Annotated in this window: 12 protein-coding genes; 7 read left to right on the top strand and 5 right to left on the bottom strand. The window is 44.8% G+C overall.

All coding sequences use genetic code 11. From position 1 onward, the window contains the following. Positions 1–46: 46 nt before the first annotated feature. The 5 genes from C825_RS03750 to C825_RS03730 all read left to right on the top strand — a co-directional run bounded on the left by C825_RS03750 (position 47) and on the right by C825_RS03730 (position 10125). Positions 47–3520 (top strand): TonB-dependent receptor, encoded by a 3474-nt coding sequence (locus C825_RS03750; RefSeq protein WP_121719501.1) that lies wholly within the window; start codon positions 47–49, stop codon positions 3518–3520. Between the two features lie 11 nt (positions 3521–3531). Then, positions 3532–5451 (top strand): RagB/SusD family nutrient uptake outer membrane protein, encoded by a 1920-nt coding sequence (locus C825_RS03745; protein ID WP_010801447.1) that lies wholly within the window; start codon positions 3532–3534, stop codon positions 5449–5451. Positions 5452–5534: 83 nt separating this feature from the next. Further along, positions 5535–7133 carry a DUF4874 domain-containing protein gene (locus C825_RS03740; RefSeq protein WP_010801446.1) on the top strand — a complete coding sequence of 533 codons (1599 nt, stop codon included), beginning with the start codon at positions 5535–5537 and terminating at the stop codon, positions 7131–7133. Between the two features lie 320 nt (positions 7134–7453). Further along, positions 7454–8638: a glycoside hydrolase family 76 protein gene (locus tag C825_RS03735; protein WP_010801445.1), complete on the top strand. Its 1185-nt coding sequence runs from the start codon at positions 7454–7456 to the stop codon at positions 8636–8638. Positions 8639–8655: 17 nt separating this feature from the next. Continuing rightward, positions 8656–10125 (top strand): glycoside hydrolase family 125 protein, encoded by a 1470-nt coding sequence (locus tag C825_RS03730; protein ID WP_010801444.1) that lies wholly within the window; start codon positions 8656–8658, stop codon positions 10123–10125. Positions 10126–10265: 140 nt separating this feature from the next. Here C825_RS03730 and C825_RS03725 read toward each other — a convergent pair whose 3' ends face one another. From C825_RS03725 to C825_RS03710, 4 genes are all read right to left on the bottom strand, one after another. Beyond that, positions 10266–10418, bottom strand: a complete 153-nt coding sequence (locus tag C825_RS03725) for a hypothetical protein (RefSeq protein ID WP_154292006.1) — start codon at positions 10416–10418, stop codon at positions 10266–10268. A gap of 589 nt (positions 10419–11007) precedes the next feature. Next, positions 11008–11457: a hypothetical protein gene (locus tag C825_RS03720; RefSeq protein WP_007655825.1), complete on the bottom strand. Its 450-nt coding sequence runs from the start codon at positions 11455–11457 to the stop codon at positions 11008–11010. A 380-nt stretch (positions 11458–11837) separates the two neighbouring features. Continuing rightward, entirely contained in the window at positions 11838–13889 is a 2052-nt protein-coding gene (locus C825_RS03715; RefSeq protein WP_173012312.1) for a RagB/SusD family nutrient uptake outer membrane protein, read from the bottom strand. 14 nt (positions 13890–13903) lie between these two features. Then, a complete protein-coding gene (locus C825_RS03710; RefSeq protein ID WP_010801442.1) occupies positions 13904–17176 on the bottom strand; it encodes a SusC/RagA family TonB-linked outer membrane protein in 3273 nt (1090 codons plus the stop codon). 483 nt (positions 17177–17659) lie between these two features. On the opposite strand from C825_RS03710, the gene C825_RS03705 reads away from it, so the two are divergent. Together C825_RS03705 and C825_RS03700 are read left to right on the top strand one after the other, a co-directional pair. Beyond that, positions 17660–18358, top strand: a complete 699-nt coding sequence (locus C825_RS03705) for an SIR2 family NAD-dependent protein deacylase (protein WP_007655829.1) — start codon at positions 17660–17662, stop codon at positions 18356–18358. A 39-nt stretch (positions 18359–18397) separates the two neighbouring features. Next, complete coding sequence (locus C825_RS03700; RefSeq protein ID WP_007655830.1) at positions 18398–19354, top strand: nitrilase family protein; 957 nt, start codon at positions 18398–18400, stop codon at positions 19352–19354. A gap of 146 nt (positions 19355–19500) precedes the next feature. On the opposite strand, the gene C825_RS03695 is transcribed toward C825_RS03700, so the two are convergent. Next, positions 19501–22962, bottom strand: coding sequence for an SUMF1/EgtB/PvdO family nonheme iron enzyme (locus C825_RS03695; protein ID WP_010801441.1), 3462 nt, complete (start codon positions 22960–22962; stop codon positions 19501–19503). Between the last annotated feature and the right edge of the window lie 4 nt (positions 22963–22966).

The following is a 22966-nucleotide window of genomic DNA, read 5'->3' as shown; positions in this document are numbered from 1 at the left end:
AGGAAAGTATTAATCTAGTTCGTTACTAAAAAATACACACAAATGTATGAAAAAACAAAAGAGTATCAAATCTAAAAGATTTAATTATCTAAAAAGTATCTGTTTAAGTGGCTGTTTATTATGCATTGCAGCAGAGGCTACAGCCAATTTAACCGAAAATTATTCGGCACAAGTTTATTTAACTGTAAAAATGAACAACAAAACGGTACGGGATGTATTCTCCTATATCGAAAAAAACAGTGAATTCATTTTTATCTACCAAGGTACTAAAATCGACCTGGATAGAAAAGTATCCATAGACCTGAACGATCAACCGGTTCAGACAATTCTTCATGAAATCTTTGCCGGAACAAACGACACCTATTCCATAAAAGGTCGACAGATCATTGTCAAAAAATCACAGACAAAAGAAAATGCAGAGGTTTTGAGTACCAACCAGCAAAAAAAAACCGTTACCGGTTTATTGACTGATAGTGATGGTAATCCGGTTATCGGGGCAACAGTTACTATCAAAGGTACCACCCATGGTGTTACAACAGATATGGACGGTAAATATATACTCAATGACGTCAACGAAGGCGACGTCATTGAGTTCCGATATATCGGATTTAATACGGAAGAAAAAACCTACAAAGGCGAAACTAACATCAACATTCGCATGATGGAAGCCTCGGTAGGATTGGAAGACGTTGTCGTAATCGGTTACGGCCAGCAGAAAAAAGAGAGCGTTGTATCTTCATTGAACACGATCGGACCGGCTGAGTTAAATGTAAAACAGCGTAACCTGCGCAACACGTTGGCCGGACAAATTGCCGGTGTAATTGCCGTACAGAGAAGCGGTGAGCCGGGTAACGATGCTGCTGCATTCTATATTCGCGGACAAAGTTCATATGCCGGCGGTACATCTGCTCTAGTATTAGTAGACGGTGTTCCCAGAAGTATGGACGATATCGATGTAGATGAAATCGAAAGTTTCACCGTATTAAAGGATGCTGCTGCTACTGCCGTTTATGGTGCAGAAGGTGCGAATGGTGTTGTATTGATTACTTCCAAACGCGGTAAAGCCCAAAAGACATCTGTCAATTTCAGCGCACAATACAGTATTGTCACTCCGACACGCATGCCTGAGACTTTAAATTCTTATGATTACCTGTCATTATATAATGAAGCATTGTGGAATGACCAAGGCAATCCGAACAAAGAGTATTTTAATCCTCAATATACCGACGAAACACTTGAAAAATACAGAACCGGTATAGACAGGGATTTATATCCTTCTGTAAACTGGTATGATTTGCTTCAGGATCATACACAAAGCCAGAGATATACGGTAAACTTCAGAGGTGGTTCCGAGAAAGTACGTTTTTTTGCTTCCGGAGCTTACTATTCAGAAGATGGTATCTTCGATTCTACTCCCAAAGAGGATTACAATGCCAATATCGGATTGCAACGTTTCAACCTGCGTTCCAACGTAGATATGGACCTGACAAAAACGACTCAACTTTCTATCGATATGAGTGGACAGTACTTGAAGAAAAATCAACCGGGATATACTTCGGATGAAATCTTCAATTATATCAGCCACTTCCCCGTACATGTTATTCCGATGTACTATTCTGACGATACTGCCTCGGATCATGGAGCTCCCGGATACGGCGTTGAATATCAACCATACAACATGTTGAATAATAGCGGATACAGCAAAACATGGAGTGCTTTCTTACAGACAAAAGTCACATTGAAGCAAGATCTTAAATTCATCACAGAAGGATTATCAGTGAAAGGTTCTATCAGTTTTGATGCCGACTTCTCTTCTACCATGAAGAGATCAAAAACCCCGCAAACGTTTTTTGCATTAGGCAGAAATGAAGACGGGACACTCAATAAAAAAACGATCAAAGAAAGTTCTGCCCTGAGCAATCCTTACAAATCCTCTACTGATGGTACGAAAAAGATCTACATGGAAGCATCATTAGATTATCAGCGTTCTTTCAACAAGATGCATGATGTAACCGGTATGATATTGTATATGCAAAAAGAAACGCAATATCAAAACAAAGAGGGTTTACAGCTTTTGCCCTACCGTAAACAGAGTGTCGTTGCCCGTGCAACTTATGGATACAACGACCGGTACATGCTGGAAGCCAGTATGGGTATGACTGGTAGTGAAAACTTTGCACAAGGCCACAGATGGGGTATTTTCCCAGCCGTAGGTGCAGCCTGGTTTGTCAGCCATGAGAAGTTCATGAGAGGAGTGGAAGATTATATCAGTAAACTGAAGCTGAGAGCTTCTTATGGTATAACCGGTAACGATAACATTGGTGAAGATACACGTTTCCCATACAGAGAAAGTATCAATACTGGTCTTGGTAGTTATAGCTTCGGATTAACGCCAGGAGCTAATGGCGGTACAGGTAACTCTCCGGGCGGGGGTATTGCAGAAGGTAGTTTTGCCATGCCTAACCTGTCATGGGAAATTGAAAAAAAACTGAATCTAGGTCTCGACTTAGGCTTATTCAGAGGACGTGTCGACTTCAGTGCCGATTATTTTTATAACCGCCGTAGCGATATCTTGTTGCAAAGACAAACCGTTTCAAACGTTTCCGGTCTCCGGGTAAAACCGTACCAAAACTTCGGTGTCGTTAGAAACCAGGGGGTTGATGCCAATCTTGTACTAAAACAGAAAGTAGGGAATGTAGATCTCTCCGCTCGAGGCAACTTGACTTATGCAAAAAATAAGATTCTTGAACGCGATGAGATTCCTCAGAAATACGATTATCAGACATATACAGGAAACTCCATTGACAAACCATTACTGTATATCACTGAAGGTCTTTATACACCGGATGATTTTAATATCACAACAAACGAATACGGAGCCCAGACGTATAAGCTGAAAGACGGTATAGCTGTACCTGCCGCCAATGTTGCACCTGGTGATATCAAATACAAAGACTTGAACAACGATGGTGTCATCGACTCTTACGACCGTACTTACGATCACAAATTCTATCAGGCAACACCGGAAATCGTCTATGGATTCGGGATAAACGCAGAATGGAAAGGTTTCTTTGTCGGCGTCTTCTTCCAGGGAACATCACATACGTCGGCCAATATGTTGGCAAACAATTATGCAATGATCCCATTCACGAAAGGTATCGACAACGGTTCGGCCCGTACAGAAATTACAGACCGCTGGCTGCCCAGTAACCCGAATAATCAGGATGTTACTTTCCCGCGTCTACATACCAATTCATTCAGCCATAATATGGAAAATAGCACCTGGTGGTATCGCAATGCCGGATTCCTTCGACTGAAGAACATCGAAATCGGTTATCAATTCAATGACAAAATACTCAAGCAACTCCGTATGAAAAATTTGAGAGTTTATTTGCAAGGAAATAACGTTGCAGTCTGGGATCACATCAAATACTGGGATCCGGAATTAGGTAGTGCAAATTCAGGTGCCAAATATCCTATCTGCAGCACATATTCTCTTGGATTAGAAGTCACATTTTAAAAACAACAAATATGAAATTCTTAAATAAAATAACATCAATAGCTTCTGCATGCTTTTTAACTCTTGCCCTCACAGGATGCAGTGATTATCTGGATGTGTCGGATGAAGTGGCAGAAAATCTGACATTAGATGAAGTTTTCGATAACCCCAACTACATGCGTCGTTGGCATGGTAATCTGTTCAACTGTATTTCAGAATATTCCAGTATCGGTAGAAATAAGAACACTCCCTTTGCCGGTGTTTGGGTATCCATGTGTGGAGAAACAACCATCAGTGGTGCCGGTTGGGGTGAAATGATATCCGGTTTTACATCAGCCAATGCTCCATACCAACGTTGGACACCGCTGTATCAGTATATTCGTGATGCTAAGATTTTCCTGGATAGAGTAAATCCTAAAGGTGGTATCAACGACCAATTTCAATTAACAGAAGCAGACGTTAAAAGAATGAAGGCAGAGGCTAAATACCTTATTGCTTACAGTTATTTTTCACTCTTTGAAATGTATGGCCCGGTTCCAATCCTAGATGAATTAGCCGATCCGGAAGACAAAGGTTTGGATTATGCCAGATCATCCGTGGATGAAACTGTTGAATACATCGATAACTTACTGAAAGAAGTCATCGAATCCGGAGATCTGCCCGAAACGATCATCCAAAATCAGTCAGCTACCGGAAACGACCGGTACAATTTGAACGAGATTGTCCGTCCGACAATGACAGTTGCTAAAGCATTAAGAGCTAAACTTTGGGTATATGCAGCGTCTCCCCTATTCAATGGCGGTTACAAAGAGACACTGGATATTGCCAATACCGATGGTAAAAAAATATTTTCTTCCTACGATGCCAACAAATGGGTTACAGCTAAAAGCCGCCTGGAAGATCTATTGAACAATGCGGAACAAAACAAACACACCTTGTTTACCGTATATAATACAGACGGAACCATCAATCCGGATGAATCGGTTTACCAGTTATTCCAGAACTACAATGACGAAATATTGTGGGCTACCGGAGATAACCTTTGGAATGGTTCGACCATGGAACAGAACACCAACCCCAGAGACTGCTACACTGGTTGGGGATATCTTGGAGTATCTCAGGATTTAGTGGATGCCTTCTTCGTTAAAGACGGATTAACAATCGACGATCCGGGTAGCCTGTATAAAGAAGATGGTTTTACCGATGTAGTCAACCCATGTAACGAAAACAAGCGGGTAGATACCAATGTGTTCAATATGTATGCCAACCGCGAACCGCGTTTCTATGCCGGTGTAGGGTATGAAGGTAAAAGCTGGCATATTCAACCGGTGGGAAGACCCGATTACACACTCGGATTTGCCAAAGGGGAAGGCTGCGACAACTCATCTGCCGATAACCCTCGTACCGGTTACCTGCCAACTAAATTCAAAAACCGTCAAATCCTGTTTACCGGGAATTATTTGAAGGCCTGGGCCCGTCCTTCCATTCTTTTCCGTTTAGCTGACTTTTATCTGTACTATGCAGAAGTTTGTAATGAAATAGATCCGAACGATCCCAATATTATCAAATACCTGGATTTGGTAAGACAACGTGCCGGTATTCCCGGATATAAAGAACTGGCCGCTTCCGGTAAAAAGAATATCATCGGCAATCAGGAACTGCAACGAAAAATGATTCAACGCGAACGTACTGTGGAATTATTTATGGAAGGACAGCACTACTTCGATATCCGCCGTTGGATGATTTGCGGAGAAGGTGAAGAGGCAGACCAAAGCGTTCTCCATTCAATGAACATGAATGGATATAAAGATCAGCCGATCGGAGCCAACAATTCTTTCTTTACCCGCATCGTTCTTGAAAACCGTGCCTGGAGACGTGCCATGTACCTTTATCCGATACCACAGGATGAAATACAAAAAAGCCGGCTTCTGATTCAGAATCCTTTATGGTAAGAACTGATTAATTATAAAAACAGATAAGCCTTATACTAGTTATATTAGTAGTATAGGGCTTATTCTCTCTTAAATCATATCTCATGAAACAAAAAAAATACTTTATTCTTATTCTATCAGGGTTATTCTTTTGCTTTGCCAATTGTATACACGGAAATAATCCGGACAAAGGCAACGGAAAAGCAAAGACAATCACCTTCCGCGGCATCTATGCCGACGACCCTGCCGGACAGGAAGGTCTGTATAATCCGGAAAGAGGTTTACGGTTAGAAATAGCAGTCGATATTGCCGACCGGAAAGATGTCTGGAATCCTAAACAATTCCCTGATATAACCAGTCATTTAGAATCAGAGTCCGCTATCTATGCATCAGACAGTGTCAGCCTGGTTCAAAGCTACTTTTATCTCACCGGATTTGTAGGAAAAGACTTATCGGAAGATGCTTTTACCACAATGGATACCTATTTCAACAAACTAAGAGAATTAGGTAAAAAAGCCGTATTGCGATTTGCTTATGAAACCGCTTTTATGGGAAGAGCGGGAAGTGGCCCTACCTTGGAAGATGTGCTCCGCCATATGGAACAACTGAAACCATTCCTTGCACAAAACACAGATGTCATCCAAGTTGTTCAAGCCGGATTCATCGGTGCATGGGGCGAATGGCACAGTTCATTCCACGGACTGGAAAAAACGAATGACAGCAAACGTACCATCCTGGAAAAGATAGTCTGGATGACTCCGGAAAACAGAATGGTACAAGTAAGAGTCCCTGAATATAAGAACTTGATAAACAAAGAAAGTAAATCATATAACAGAGTTTCTTTCCACGATGATTTCATCATTATAAAACCTCATAAATGGGACGGGAACATGCATGAAGGAACTCCTTATTTCAACCAAATCGTTGAAGAAAGTCCTTATTTAGCCGTAGACGGAGAACTTCCCTGGGGTACCTGGAGCATGAATGAAGATCCCGACAATCCGGAAGCCGGATGGGTTATCGACGGCAAAGCGACAGCCAGACAGCTTTTCCTGCAACATTACACCTCGCTCAGTGCCATCCATAATTACAAAGAGAAAGGAACTAAAGATAAATACTCAATGATGTATTGGAAAGAAACTCCACTGGAAGAATCATTCCTGTCGGAAAACCATATGCCTGTTTCCGACAAATACTTTAAAAATCAGGACGGAAGTCCGGCTACACGAAACGTATTCGATTATATCCGGGATCATCTGGGTTACCGGCTGGAACTGCAACAACTCAAAATAAACGGCAACCCGGCAGCCGGAAAAGAAATCTCACTGGACCTCTCCCTGATTAACAGAGGCTTTTCCACCTTATTCAATGAACATCCCGTTTATTTTGTACTGATCGATGAACAGAACCGGATCACGGAATTTCTGACGGAGACGAACGTTCACAACTTCCAACCATACCAGCCCAAAGATCCGGAGTGTAAACCTTTGCTTCATACCATCAAAGGACAATTTATTATTCCGGAACACCTGAAAACAGGAAAATACCGGCTAGGTCTCTGGATTCCTGATGGCTCTGAACGGTTGAAATATAACAACCGTTATGCCATCCGTTGTGCCAACGGAGATACAGAATGGTGGAGTTCGCCCGACAACAAATATGGCATCAACATCTTAACGTCATTAGATATAATACGCCACTGATCTATTCGTCGGTCAGATTAGAAACTGCTTTGAATTTATTATTTGATTTATTTATTGTCAAAAGTGAGCTATCTTGTCCCCGTGCTTGACACGGGGCCGCAAGAGAACTGGCGGTATCAAAAAATACATACAGGATACAGTCTGTCCCCTTGCGATCCCGTGTCAAGCACGGGAACGGGATAACTCAATTATTTCTACATTGAAACCAAACAATAAACTCAAAACAATTTCTAGTTTTTTACCTGCCTCTTTTATAATTCAATAACTAAAGAAAAATATTATATTTGCACCTTTCATTCTTAATTCAATTATTATAGACCATGAATACTAAATCAATTCTTAATTGTTGCCTGCTCGCATTGTGTTTTTGTGCGTGCACCGGACAACATCTTCCCGGTGAAAACAGGGATGTAGCTATCGCTGATTCCTTATTAACCAACATCCTGACAAAGTATAACGTCGAAAAGTACGGTCTTCTTTCCGAGACCTACCCGGTAAACCCGGAAAATCAGGTCACTTACCTTGCCGAAGGGAGCGAACAGAAAAAGAACCAGGAAGTCTCTTTCCTATGGCCTTACTCCGGTATGTTGTCGGGTTGTATCTCCCTCTATGACGTTACCGGAGATAAGAAATACCTGGAAATACTGGAAAAACGTATTATCCCGGGACTGGATCTGTATTGGGATAATACACGTACCCCGCACTGTTATCAAAGCTATCCGAGATTCAATGGTGAAAGCGACCGCTTTTACGATGATAATGACTGGCTGGCCATCGACTTCTGCGATTTGTATGCCCTCACCAAAGACCAACAATATCTCCTGAAAGCAAAAGAGTTGCACAAATATATATACAGCGGATGGGACGATGCGCTGGGAGGCGGCATCTACTGGTGCGAACAGAAAAAGACCTCTAAAAACACCTGCTCCAATGCCCCGGCAACCGTCTTGTGCATGAAACTGTATAACCTGACGAAAGAACAAAAGTACCTCGACCAGGCCATCGAAACATATAACTGGACAAAGAAGAACCTGTGCGACCCTGCCGATTCGGTATATTGGGATAACATCGGACTCGATCAAACAATCGGTAAAGCCAAATTCACCTACAACAGCGGACAAATGATCCAGGCAGGCGTACTCCTCTACCAGACAACCTCGGACGAGACCTATCTGGCAGACGCAAAGAACACTGCAAAAGGCGCTTACAATCATTTTTTAGGGAAACGTACAGGGATTAACGGAAAAGATGCTTACTTTTACCCCACAAATCCATGGTTCAATGTCATTTTATTACGCGGTCTCCTTGCTTTAGCGGAGGTAGACAACGATTATAAATATGTCAGAACAATGGCGGACAATGCCCATTACGCCTGGGAATATACCCGCGACGAAAACGGATTCCTGGGGAATGACTGGGCAGGGACCGACAACAAAAAGTTCAAGTGGCTGCTGGACAATGCCTGTATGATCGAACTTTTTGCTGAAACAAGTAACATTCAATAAATAAAATATATAAACCCATGACTACACGTAGAAACTTTCTAAAATCCGGAGGTTTGTCTCTGGCTGGTCTGTTGGTCGGGCAAAAATCATTTGCTCATTTGACAGAATCGGCTACACCGGGCGCACCTCTCGTGTCTAACACATTACAGTATACTTGCCAACGTCCGGCACCGGAAAAACGCCAGTTTACTTCTGCTGCCGTCGAAAAGGCAATCCAGACGACAAAAGCCAAACTGAAAGATCCGAAGCTGGCCTGGATGTTTGAGAACTGTTTTCCAAACACACTCGATACGACCTGTGAGCATAAAATGGTAAACGGCAAGCCTGATACATTCGTCCTTACAGGTGATATCCATGCGATGTGGCTCCGTGACTCATCCGCACAGGTTTTTCCGCATATCATTTTTGCAAATGAAGACCCGAAAGTAAAGACAATGCTGGCAGGTGTTATCAACCGCCAGACCTGGTGTATCAACATCGACCCGTATGCCAACGGTTTCAACGAAGGCCCGACAGGCAGCGAATGGGAAAGTGACCGTACGGAGATGAAACCGGAACTTCACGAACGCAAATGGGAGATCGACTCGCTCTGTTACCCCATCCGCCTGGCTTATCACTTCTGGAAAAAGACCGGCGACACCTCTCCTTTCGATGCCGAGTGGGAGAAAGCAATGAAAACCGTCTATAAAACGTTCATTGAACAACAACGTAAGGATGGACTCGGTCCGTATCGTTTCTCCCGTAAGACAGACCGCCAAGGAGACACCTTGCTGAACGACGGTTACGGTAGTCCGGTAAACCCTGTCGGATTGATCGTTTCTTCTTTCCGTCCGTCTGACGATGCGACTTTGTTCGGTTTCCTGATCCCGTCGAATATGTTTGCCGTCACTTCACTCCGCCAGTTGGCAGAGATGATGCGCGACATCAAAAAGGATAACGACTTTGCCCGCCAGTGCGACTCATTGGCCGACGAAGTAGCTGCCGCCATCGAGAAATACGGTATTGTAGAACACCCCGAATTCGGAAAGGTATATGCTTTCGAGGCAGACGGTTTCTATAACCACGTTTTCATGGACGATGCCAATGTCCCCAGTTTGTTGGCTATGCCTTATCTGGGATGCGTCGATGTAAACGATCCGGTCTACCAGAATACCCGCAAACTGGTTCTGAGTCCGCTGAACCCCTACTTCTATAAAGGCAAGGCAGGCGAAGGTATCGGCGGTCCGCACATCGGTTTCGACTTTATCTGGCCGATGAGTATCATCATGCGATGCAATACGACCAACGACACCGAAGAAATACGCCACTGTGTAAAAATGCTCCGTGATACGGACGGCGACACCGGTTTCATGCACGAATCATTCCACAAAGACGATCCAAAGAAGTTCACCCGCCCCTGGTTCGCCTGGGTTAACACCTTGTTCGGCGAAATGATTTACCGCCTGGTACAGGAAGGTAAAACGGATATATTGAATAATTTGGGATGATTGAGTTAATATAGAAATAATTGAGCTATCCCGTTCCCGTGCTTGACACGGGATCGCAAAGGCACAGACCGTATCCTATAATATCTTTTGATACCGCCAGTTCTCTTGCGGCCCCGTGTCAAGCACGGGGACAGGATAGTTCAAATCTGATAAGAAGTGAACCATCTGTGAATATGATTAATTGTACCTGTTTCTCCTCTTTGAAAGGGGATAAGAGATGTATTAATACCAGTAAATAAAACAAAACCGATTGCAGACTCTCCCAATAAAAGTTTTTCCGTTTTTTTCTTCATTCCTTCATCTATAACATATATAGTTTATAAATCAAAGAATACAAAATGAATACAATGAAGGATCCGATATAATTTGTAATTAAATCGATGTAAAAATCTCTATTTCTCCCCTATCGCTTCATCATGAACAACCATTGGATACCGGCAAATCCAAAGGTATATCTTATCTCTTTATTAGTGTACAGGTACAGTGGGACTGATATACTTTTAGACCAAAAGTGCTGTATCCGTTCTTGTCCGTCATTCGTCAAACGCTTGTTCGATATCTGTCGGACGCTTATCCGATATTAGTCGAACAAGCGTTTGACAATTAACGGACAAGAAATCGGACATGACTTTTGAACTAAAGAATAATAAGATAAATGCTTACAACATACGACTTACTCTTTTGTTGATATACAGAAAGTTTCCCTTTATTCATTTATTACATGGGAAATTTGAATTATATAGATGCTACAGGATGATATCCTTCATTATATTCATCTACAAACCATTAATCATCAGCACAGTAACTCCTATATGAACAAATGAAGAAAAAAAACGGAAAAACTTCAGATGATAAAGATACTGTCTTGAATTAGCCTCTTTATCATTTCCCCATTTGCCTTAACAGGTATTCTACATTAATAAAATGCCGGGTATATTCCGCATGCATCTTTCTTGCAACTGAACAGCTGGATGCCATCCGGGCAAGAAATTGTAAATGTCTTCCCAGGGAAGTATTCATTTCTAATCGCTGCGTTTTGGGGATACTGTCCTGTACGGAATAAACTCCGCAGGCCATTTGTATTTCTAACAATCCTTCATCCCAGGAGTGTTGCGTATACTTACATAAAAATCCGAGGTTTCTCTTCAGGTCTTTGCTTAGTATGCTCAATACTTCAAAGTCGGTGCGTTTAGGGGAACATGCGCCCGGATTGACCAGACGGGCCAGTTTGAGGTAAAAATCTTTTAGTTCTTCTTCAGAAAAAGGAGAAGGGTTTCCACTTAACCTTTGCAGGTCTTCACTTTGTTGGGCAGTTAAAAATTCTGTGTCCATACCTATTAATATTAGATGTGAAGGCGAAGATTTTCTGAATATAAGAGCGGTTCCGCCTGTCCCGTTGCATTTCACACCTAGGCGCAGTAGATGCATTAACATTCTACACGGGGGTACGGAACCGCCATATAGAATGATCGCAAGCGGACATAAAAATGCCCGCCACGGAAATTGGCAGGTTTCCCCGCCTAGGTTATGAAATGCACAGCAAATGTACGATAATAATTAAAGGGTGCAATAAAAAACACGTCAAAAATCATAGGCAAGTCGAAATAAATAGAGATTCATCAAAAAGGGGAAGAATATTCTCCCGAACTCTCTTCCCCCACCTTGTTAACCATCAATTCAGTTAACTGTATGTACTCTTTAAATATTCAGTATTATTCCAGTGCTTTACCGGGCGCCATCGGCCAATACGGATTCTGATACATTACCGTGGTGTTTATATCTTCCGGATTGGTGGCGGCAAGCTGCATATCCTGCAAACCGATCGGACTGAGGTAAAATGCCTTTCGCCAGGTCAGTCCATCGTAAAGCTGGTTGTTGATACTGGTTCTGCGTAGCGGACGCAAATATTTACTATCTTCTTTCCGCGAAACATTTGCCTCAGTCGTGCCGTCGGCAACTACTGCCGAAACTTCTACACCGTCTACCGTTTTTGTATATTTCAGGTAAGCGGCATCCCAGAAGTTCACACCTTCAATAATATAAGGCTTCGTAAGCAACTGATCCCAGGCACGCCACCGGATCAGGTCATCCCAACGCATGCCTTCGCCATTAAATTCGCAACGACGTTCGCGACGGATATTATAAAGTGTCGGATCCACCAACTGATCGCCGGAATAAACGGCCAGGTCATTTTCGTTGCCCAGATTAGTTGCACCAATGGTTTTTGAGAAATCCTCATCAACACCGGCACGGCGGCGGATAGCTTTCCAATACCCTTGCGCTTTGCCATCGAGCGAACCGTTTTTCTCATAGCATGCTTCCATATAGTTCAGATAGGCTTCCGTAGCCCTGAAAATAACACAACCGTTACTTCCCAGCAATTCGTCATTCCTGTTCTGGTCGTAATCGTATGTGTAAGCTTTGCGCGGACGGTATCCGGTGATATCCCGGTTTTGTTCGGCATCTGAAATGATACGGAAATTTTCCATGTGCACTACGACACCAGTATCGGCTATTGCAGGGTCTTTCGTATCACTGCGCTGTACGTCTTCTTCTCCCCAGACAAACAGTTGCAGGCGTTCGTCACGGTCTTTTTTCTCCTGCGATACGGTGACGTCTCCGTGATAACCCGAACCGGCAGCATAAATGGGCAGCCCGTTCTTCATCAGGAAAGTATTAACCAGTGCACGGGTCATTCCGGTGCGGTCGCCTACCTGCAAACGGATGGGTACACAATGGGAAATGCTCAATCCCTTATTATACTGCTTCCATAGCAACACCTCGTTAATCCCTGACGCATCCGGCGTGCTGAACATTTCGAAATAAGGATTCCAGCCGTATACTTGTCCGTAAACGGGATTCATCACATGGGAGTTATCCGTCAGCGTGGCCTGATCGGCTACTGCTGACGCAGCATCCATAGCCTGAGTCAGGAAAAAGTCTATTTCGCCGGGTATATCGAACGATTTACCGCTGTTATAGTCCATCTTAGCTCCCGGCCAGTTCGCATCGCCCGGTACACGGCCCGTACCCTGGTGGTATTTTTCGAAAGTAGCTTCAAAGAGGGCTACTCTCGATTTCAGCAGTAGCGCTGTTTGTTTATTGATACGCTGGTTCATTTGAAAACCATGATCTTTAAGACGGGAGATCGCCTCATCGAGGTCTTTCAGGATAAAACGGGCCACTTCATTGCGGGGTGCTCGTTTGCTGTGTTCGACAAGCACGTCGCTCTGGTCGGGCAGTACTTCTTCCACGATCGGGAAATCACCGTATTTCACAAGGGCTACGTAATAACTCAATGCACGGAAAAAATAGGCCTCCCCGATATAATGGCTAAGCAGATCGCTCGCCCCCTGGATCGTTCCGGCCTCTTCTTTAGGAAGCACCTCTTCAAACAGATAATTCCATACACGGACGCGGGATAACAAGCCTTGTGTGGTCTTACCGGCCGACACCTGCCAGTTTCCGGCAAAATAATTAAGGTTGCCTTCGTCCGTCAGCAGGTTATCGGTATTGGCATCATTACGTTGCACGCCGGAATTCCAGGCCGTTTGATGATACATTTTGGTTCCGTTGGAATTTTCGAGTTGGGAGTCGTAATAGTTAAGCACGTAATTACCCACCTGATCCACTGTTGTGAAATAAGATTCCGGGGTTATCTGGCTGATCGGAGCGCATTCCAGAAAGTCGTTACAGGATGTCATCGCCAATCCGCCCATACCGATCAATGCGCCGACATATATATGTTTTAATTTTAGTCTCATATTCATTCAATGAATTAAAAGTTTACATTTAAACCGATTGAAATAGTTTTCTGCAAAGGATAGAGTTTACCGTCTCCCCAGTCGCTGCCCAGCAATTCGGGATCGAATACGCCGCTGATATCAGATAAAGTCAGCAAATTGTCACCGGAAACATAAATACGTACCGATTCCATCCCTGCTTTTTGCGTCCATATTCTCGGTAAGGTATATCCGACCTGCATATTCTTCAAACGTATGTAAGCTGCGTTTTGCAAATAGCGGGTCTGGGTACGCTGGTTCTTGTCGGTATTGAAATAGGGTTTCGGATAGTAAGCTCCGGTGTTGGCTCCTAACGGGTCGCCCTCCGGACGCCAGTAATCGAGATGTTCGCCGAAAGCACAGGACTGCCACTGGTCTCCTTGTGCTCCCCAAAAATATGGTCCGCCCAACATATAATCTCTTTTCATGATACCTTGCAGGAAAATGGAGAAGTCGAGTCCGTTCCAGGCTCCGTCCAATGTAAGACCGAAATTATAGCGTGGTGTATTGTTACCGATAATCTTCATGTCTCCATGATCGTCGAGCGTATTGGCTCCACTATCTACACCGTCTTTACCATCTATATTGGCATACATGATATCGCCCGGCCCCCAGCCTGTTCCCCAGTTAGGCGTACCTCCGTTGGCAAGATGTTTGTCCATCTCTTCCTGAGTTTGTGCGATCCCAACCGTCTGGTATCCCCAGATATCCCCCAGAATCTGCCCTTTATAATACGTACTCAGGGCCATTGTTTCATTCGGATACCTAAGTATTTTACGCAAGTTATCGGATACAACCAGGCGAACACCATAGTCGAATTTCTGAATACGGTCTCTCCACGACATTTCCAGTTCCCATCCATATGATTTCATATCGCAGTTGTTGATCTGCGGAGCATTGGCCCCCAAAACGGAAGGCAACAGAGGAGCCGGCCCGATCATATCATATGTATAACGGTTGTAATAATCGAACGAACCGGTCAGGCGATTGTCGAACAATCCCCAATCGAAACCGACATTCCATGATTCGATCGTTTCCCAGGTCATCAGACTGCTGACGATACCCGGAAGGCCGGCCACATTCTGCTGGGTACCGTTTATCAGCCAACTGGAAGAAGCCGTACCGGTCGGCATGTTCTGATAGAACGGATACCAGGCATCGGTACTGTCCGTATTGTTATTACCGAGCTGTCCCCAGGATGCTCTTACCTTCAATGTTCCGACTACACTGTTCAGGGGTTCGAAAAATGCTTCGCGAGCTATATTCCAACCTGCCGAGAAGGAAGGGAAAAGGCCCCAACGCTGATCGCCGATAAAACGGGAAGAACCATCGTAACGCAGATTGGCTTCCAGCATGTAACGGTCGGCATAATTGTAGTTAATACGTCCGAAGAAACCGGCAATGGCCCGTTCACGAGCCCAGGAACTTGCTTTCTTATTATCCTGTGTCAGGCCGAGCGACGGGACATCCGCAGAGATCAGATCCGTACCGAAGCCATTCAATCCGCTCGGACGGTAAAGTTCGGCATTGAAACCGGCCATTACTTTAAAGTTATGATTGCCCAGCGATTTGGTATAATCCGAATAAATATTGGTAGAGAAGTAGTCTTCATCCTCACGTGAATCCGATACTTCCGAGTAGCCGGCTGCACCACCGTTCCAGGAAAGAAGATACGGTTCGTTTTTGGCATCGTACGCATAAATAGGCAATACCGCCCAACTCTGTTTACGGTAGTAAGAACGCATGCTGCCTTCAGCAACGATACGCCAGTCTTTAACAGGTTCGAAAATAGCCTGCAACTGCTGGGTGTACCAGTTCTTCTGGCTGGTTTGCTTTCCTCCGTCTTCCAGCTGGACAATTTCCATATCCCGCTGATAATGCCCGTTCGGATCGACAACCGGGCAGGTCGGCCAGCGGCGTGCAATATTATGGAAGAACAAACCCGTCAGATAGGTCGGGCGATGATAATCTTCGCGCGTCCATTTGCCGGTGTAGTTTACAGTGACCCAGTCGGCCAGTTTTGCCGAAATCTTTGCATTCATTGTATAACGGTTGAACTTATCATCGCCATGCTTTAGCAAACCGGTCTGGTCAAGGAAACTACCACTGAGCATATAGGTCAACTTATCAGTACCACCACTCAGGCTAAGATTATGTTCTGTAGAAGGTACCCAGTCACGATAGAACTCGGAAAACCAATCCGTATTGGCAAAAGCGCCTCCATAGTTTTGCCATTTTCCGTCAGCACCAGCAACAGTACCATAATATTCAGGTTTAGTAGGGTCAGTGAACTTACCGTCCATATAGTCCTTGATATTTTTCATGGCGTCGTCATTAAATATCGGATTTCCTCCCCCATTTGTGCTCGCCCTGTTGAAATATTGGGCAAATGAATAAGAATCGACCATATCCGGCACCTGGACAGCATCGGAGAAACGTACATTACCTGAATAATTTACCCGGGTCTTCCCGGCTTTACCGCTTTTAGTCGTAATAAGGATCACCCCGAACGAAGCACGTGCTCCATAGATGGAAGACGAGGCAGCATCTTTCAATACACTGATATTCTCAATATCATTCGGATTGACGGTATTCATATTTCCTTCAATACCGTCGATCAGCACTAACGGACTACCGCTTGATCCCTGACCGATCGTTCCACCCCCACGGATATTAATATTCAGCTGACTGTCAAGCGTACCACCGCTGCTACCCACCGACATATTCAAACCGGGGATAACGCCTTGAAGTGCCTGCGATACGTTCTGAACCGGTCGAGATTCAAGGACCTTGGAATCTACCGTACTGACAGAACCTGTCAGATTCACTTTTTTCTGCGAACCATACCCCACAACTACCACTTCATCCAGCTGTTTCGAGTCTTCCTTCAGCTGAATCCGGAGAGAGGATTGCCCGGTGTAAGTAATTTCCTGAGAGAGATAACCGACATACGAAACGACCAATATGCTACCCTCTTTCACCCCGGGTAAAGAAAAGTTGCCGTCCATATCGGTTACCGTACCGTTCGTAGTTCCTTTCACAACTACCGTTGCTCCTACTACAGGACCCATATCATCCTCTACAACACCTTTTACCGTTGAAGATTGCTGAGAAACCTGTACCACAATTTCCGACTCTGCTACCGGATTTCCGTTAGCACTCATTACCGGAGAAAAAGCCAGTAAAATGCTGGTGATAATGCCTGCTTGTTTTGGGATTTTCAGGAGCGTAGCATTATTTGCATTCGATAAACATAACAGTTTTTTCATGAATTTAAATAATTAATTGTTCATTTATCAACATTTTAGATCTAAAAATATCATCACATCAAACTTGATATTATCACACCCTAACCAGTAATAAATTTTTATCAATCAATTTTACAAGAACAAAAAGCAACAGAGTTCTGCTGGAACTAGGATTTTTAAGGTATATACAGGGATGCACGAGTGAATAATTTCAATAACGCCTCCCCATTAAGGTCATACTTTGACAATACATTTTGGTATTTATTAAATAAATTGCAAAAACTCAGGTTAAAATTTGTTTGTATTGTATTTGTTTATATATTTGCAACGATTTATTCATCCTAGTTCCAGCAGAACTATGTAATTTATACAAATAATAACACCTCACTTTACTCCTGAAAAAACAACCGATGCCACAAAAACACCGGGGATATTTGTTTCTAATTCATAACAGTATCTCTTATTATTTACCTATCTTTGCTAAACTTAAAACACAATAGCCTTATGAAAAAGAAATTAGTCGTACTGACCGGCGCCGGCATGAGCGCCGAAAGTGGCATTTCGACCTTTCGTGACTCCGACGGTCTTTGGGAAAAATACCGGGTGGAAGATGTAGCAACCCCCGAAGGCTTTGCCGCCAACCCTGAACTGGTCCTCAACTTCTACAACCAGCGACGCAGGGAATTGCTCAACACCAAGCCCAACGCAGGACATATCGGACTGGCTGAATTGGAAAAGGACTTTGACGTTCATATCATTACACAAAATATCGATAACCTGCATGAACAGGCCGGCAGCAGCGATGTGATCCATCTGCATGGCGAACTGATGAAATCCTGTTCCGTCCGCGACCTGAATACGACTTACGACCTGTCACCCGAGAATCCGGATATCCATATCGGAGACAAAGACCCGCACGGTGTACAGCTTCGTCCGTTCATTGTCTGGTTCGGTGAAGCGGTTCCAATGATCGACCCGGCCATACGTATGGTAGAATCATGCGACATTTTCGTCATCATCGGCACCTCCCTCAACGTCTATCCGGCTGCCGGACTACTGAATTACGTACGCCGCGGCCAACCGATCTATCTGATAGACCCGAAAGAGGTGAATACCTACCGCAACGATATCCACTTTATAAAGTCCGGTGCTTCGGAAGGAGTTAAAGAGCTTAGTAAAATACTAAAGTTTAGTACTACATGATTGAAGTTCACTATCTTTGCAAAACTTAAAACAAAAATCATGGAACCATTAAAAATCGCCACCGTACAATTTGAGACACGGGATAACGATAAAATGTATAATCTTTCTGTCATCCGGGATATGTGCCGGAAAGCGTCAGTTGAGGGAGCGGATGTGGTAGCATTTCACGAATGCTCGGTTTGCGGATATACATTCGCCAAGGATTTGTCTTATGAAGAATTACTGGCTATCGCCGAACCAGTTCCTACAGGGGAAAGCACGCAAACCTTGATTGCCATCGCGAAAGAGTTTAACATCACGCTATTGGCCGGTTTCTTCGAACGAGACGGGGATCGTATTTATAAGGCGCAAGTATGCGTGGATGGGCAAGGCTTAAAGGCGAAGTATCGCAAGTTACATCCGTTCATCAATCCGCATATCTTACCGGGTGACCAATATGTACTGTTCGATATTAAAGGATGGAAATGCGGCATATTGATTTGCTACGATAATAATATCATAGAAAATGTACGTGCCACTACCCTATTGGGAGCGGATATTATTTTCATGCCCCACGTGACAATGTGTACTCCATCCCCTCGTCCTGGAGCCGGCTTAATCAATCCCGCTTTGTGGGAAAACAGGGAGAACAACCCTACTACCTTACGACAGGAGTTCGATGGTTTGAAAGGACGAGCCTGGCTCATGAAGTGGCTTCCCGCCCGTGCTTATGACAATGCGATTTATGTGGTATTCTCTAATCCGATCGGGCATGATTATAATGAGATCAAGAACGGCTGCTCAATGATTTTGGATCCTTTTGGCGATATATTGGCAGAATGCCGTAAATTAGGAGATGATTTCGTGATAGCTACAGCTATCCCCGAAAAGTTAAAACTAGCTGGAGGATATCGTTACCGGAACGCCCGTCGTCCGGAACTCTATGCGGATATAATAGGGCAGCCGCATGAATCCTGCCAAAAAGTCGCATGGCTAACAGGGACAACCAATGAATAACCCATTGGCAAAATTAACTTAGTGCATATTTGACTCGACCCTCCAGTTTTCCAAAGTATAATACTACTCATCAATAAGTTTTCATTTCACCTATTGATAAGTAGTATTTTTTGTAAGAACAATGATCATTTACATAGATCCGGTTTTCAATCCTCAATGATCAGGCGAAGCCCTACATTATTCACTTTCTGCCAGGGCAGATAAGCGCGGCGGGCTGTTGCCGTTGCATCTTTCGGACGGTCTATCCAGGAACCGCCGCGGGCAACTACCTGTTTAGCTTCCAGGGTTTCCTGAGATTTGTCATTATAAGGATACGGAGCATAGATCGAACGGGTCCATTCCTGTAAGTTTCCGTGCATGTTGATCAGGCCGAACGGATTTGCCTTATAGGTATATTCTTCCGTCGGGATCATCAGACCGTCGTTGACCGTTTCAACCTTCGGCATATAGTTATAATACGGGAACCAGGGATTATCCTTCTCCATCGGTTGGGGATCGATACCTGTAACGGCCATCTTTTCCAACTGTACATCGGCCAGGTTCTCATACGGTCCGAAGTTTGCGTCCATAGCACCATACCAGAAAGGCTGGTCGCTACCACCACGGCAAGCCCATTCCCACTGGACTTCGGTAGGAAGCTGCACGTTCAGGCCGGTCTTTTCTGAAAGCATCCGGCAATAATTCACCGCTTCCTCATAACTTACACGAATGACCGGTTGGTTCGGTTTATTTGCCGGATAACCGGGAGTCGTATGGTCTTTCCAGAACTGTGCGTAGATACGGCTGTCGTGGTCGAGAACCAGTGCATTATACTGCTCATTGGTCAGTTCCTTTTCAGACATCCAGAAGCCTTTCTTCACTTCTGCCTTAAATTCAGGAGCCTGATCAGGATAACCGTCATTCGTACCCATTACAAATTTACCTGCCGGAACACGGACAAAGGCGATCTTCACGCCATCGGCAACCTCTATTTCCTTGCGTAACGATTTTTCTTTCGACAACATCTTCTGAATATCGTCGGCAGACAAAGGCCAGCCTTTCATCTTTACCTCTTTATGCTTGACAGGAGCAACCTTTTCCGGCAATTCGGGTTTGATCTCTCCCTTGCTTTTCAGCAAACTTGCATAATCAGCCAGTTCCTTGCGCCAGTCGGCACCGGCACCGTTCGCATACTTATTGGTCAGTTCAAGGCGACGGCCGTACTGTTCGTATCCATTCAACGGATCAGCATCAAATTCGCCACGTCCCGGAGCGTTCATATCGATCCACATCGTGAGATGATCCCATTCGTTATCAGTCAGTTTCACATTGTAATGGCCACGTTCCAACATACGGACGATTTCGCTGGTAGAAGCATGATATTCGTAGGGAGTCATCACATACATATCCGCTTCCGGTCCCTGCCGGTTTACGTACGGATGGAAGGCCAGGTAACTCTTCTGGAAATAACGCGTACCGCTCCAGTCGGTTATACCGACCGAGGTCGTATCTTTAAAGTTCGGCCGGCCGGCTTTGCTTCCATCATGGCAAGCCACACAGGCACGGTCGAGAATCGGTTGTATCTCATATTTAAAGGTATAAGAACGGACACCACCATCGGCAATCTTCAATTCATGCGGCTTACGGGTAGATGCAGCAACCCTTTTCGGAACCGGAATGGTGTTCTGATCTTCATGGCAGCCCACACAGGATACCACTTCGCCCGGCATACCGGTCAGCCAGCTACGCATCCATTGTACGGCACGTCCGTCCGCATCGAGCGGTTGGAGGGAGACAGGCGTATTGGCCGGAATCTTAAAGATAGCAGAGCCATCCTCTTCTACCGGAACGGTTCCCAGCAGACGCTTGATATCCCATCCGGCCTGGATACCGTGATTATAATGGTCGGACAGCGTTCTGCGATAAGCATATTCATACGCATAGACACGGAATGACTTGATCTGTCCGCGGGGAACGCCTCTCAGTCCTTCCCCCTCATAAATATCCTGGATAAAGACAGTCGCTTCCTTTTCATTCGGTTTGATACGATCCGGGATTGCCGGAGGAACCGGAGTACTTTTCACCGGAACGGAATAGATCATACCGGCATCGTCGGCATTGGCAACTAATGTCAGGTTATCATAAATATCCACCAGATAGATTCCCCAACGGCTGTACGGAGACAGTTTGGCCGTTACCAGGAAAGTCTCGTCGGTCAGCGGATACGGTTTGATGAATTGCGGCCACACACCGTTTACCAGTTCATCTTTTACCTCCGGAATAATCGGACGGCCACGGAACGGCAATTCCTGTATCATACCTTTCTCTTCCTTACGGCTCTTTGCCGGATCGAAAATCATCAGACGGCCGGAACGGGCTACCCCATGATGACCGGAGATAACACCGACAAAGCGGTTCGTCCGCTTCGGTAGCGGCTGCACGTCGAAGATACTGTTCGGGAACATGGAACCGCTACCATATAACGATTTCTGCTCGGTTCCGTCCGGATTCATATGCATCACGATACGGGAGAAATAGTGAGTCAAATCCGTATATTCCCAACGGACATACATCACCTTACCGTTTGCCATCACTACCGGATGCCAGTTCGCATCCTGATCGAATGTCAGACGGCGCAGGTCACCGTTACTGGGATCATATAAAACCATATTACCCACCGCATCACTACCGTTTACGCAAGGTACGCCCTGATAACCGATATTAGAGATCGCCAGCATACGTCCGTCGGGCAGATAGGTCGCATCAAAGAACTCCAGGTCAGGCTCCGGAATGTTGGTTACCTGCCGGGCATTGCCGCCTTCCAGATTGATTTCGTGCACCTGCCATCTACGTGTCGTATCCAATGCTGTAAACATCAAGCGTTTCCCATCCCAGTTCAACACCAGGTCGGTCACGGAGGAACCGTCTACTGCCGGTTTATAAACCGTCTTTTCCTGAAGGTTTCCGCTTTTCAGGCCGGACAATTCCACCAGTTCCGCCTTAAAATTCTTACGGCTGGCAGAGCTAAGATTCGACCAGTTGTTCGGCTGGATACCCAGGCTTCCGGCTCCGACAAAGTTGGCCCGTTCTCCTAAATTGAATTTAACGGTCAACATCTTATCGACATTCACATCCGGGCTCATCAGCATCAACTCGCGTTTCAGAGCCAACGCCTTATTAGCCTTGTCGAGTGCTTGTTGATCTCCGGTATAGATTCCGGCAAAACCTCCGGCCAGCAGAGACTTCAATTCACTGAAACGTTTTTCAGCCAGATTTACATCAAAACCCGAACTCTTTTTCATGATACCCAAAGCCTCCTGAATAGCTTCCGGTTTCATCCATTCCAGTTCGGCCTGTATTTCCAGTACGGAAATCAAACGGCCGGCCAGACTCTTATAAGCCTGCATCTGTTCGGACGGTGTAGCCAACGATGCTACCTTATTCAATTCAGACTGATACCAGGAGTTGTTCTTCAACTCTTTCATCATAGCGTCCAGGCCTTTCTTCGTCCTGTTCAGCTGTTCGGACGTAACTTCTTCTTTTGTCTCACAACTCGGTTGTGCAGATAACACGCTTCCCCCCAACAGGCAGAAAGCCATACATCCTGTAATCAATAATTTCTTCCACATAGGC

The sequence above is a fragment of the Parabacteroides sp. ASF519 genome (assembly GCF_000364265.2).
Taxonomy (GTDB): domain Bacteria; phylum Bacteroidota; class Bacteroidia; order Bacteroidales; family Tannerellaceae; genus Parabacteroides; species Parabacteroides goldsteinii.
The sequence above is the reverse complement of the archived record's forward strand: the minus strand, read 5'-3'. Positions and strand labels throughout refer to the sequence as shown.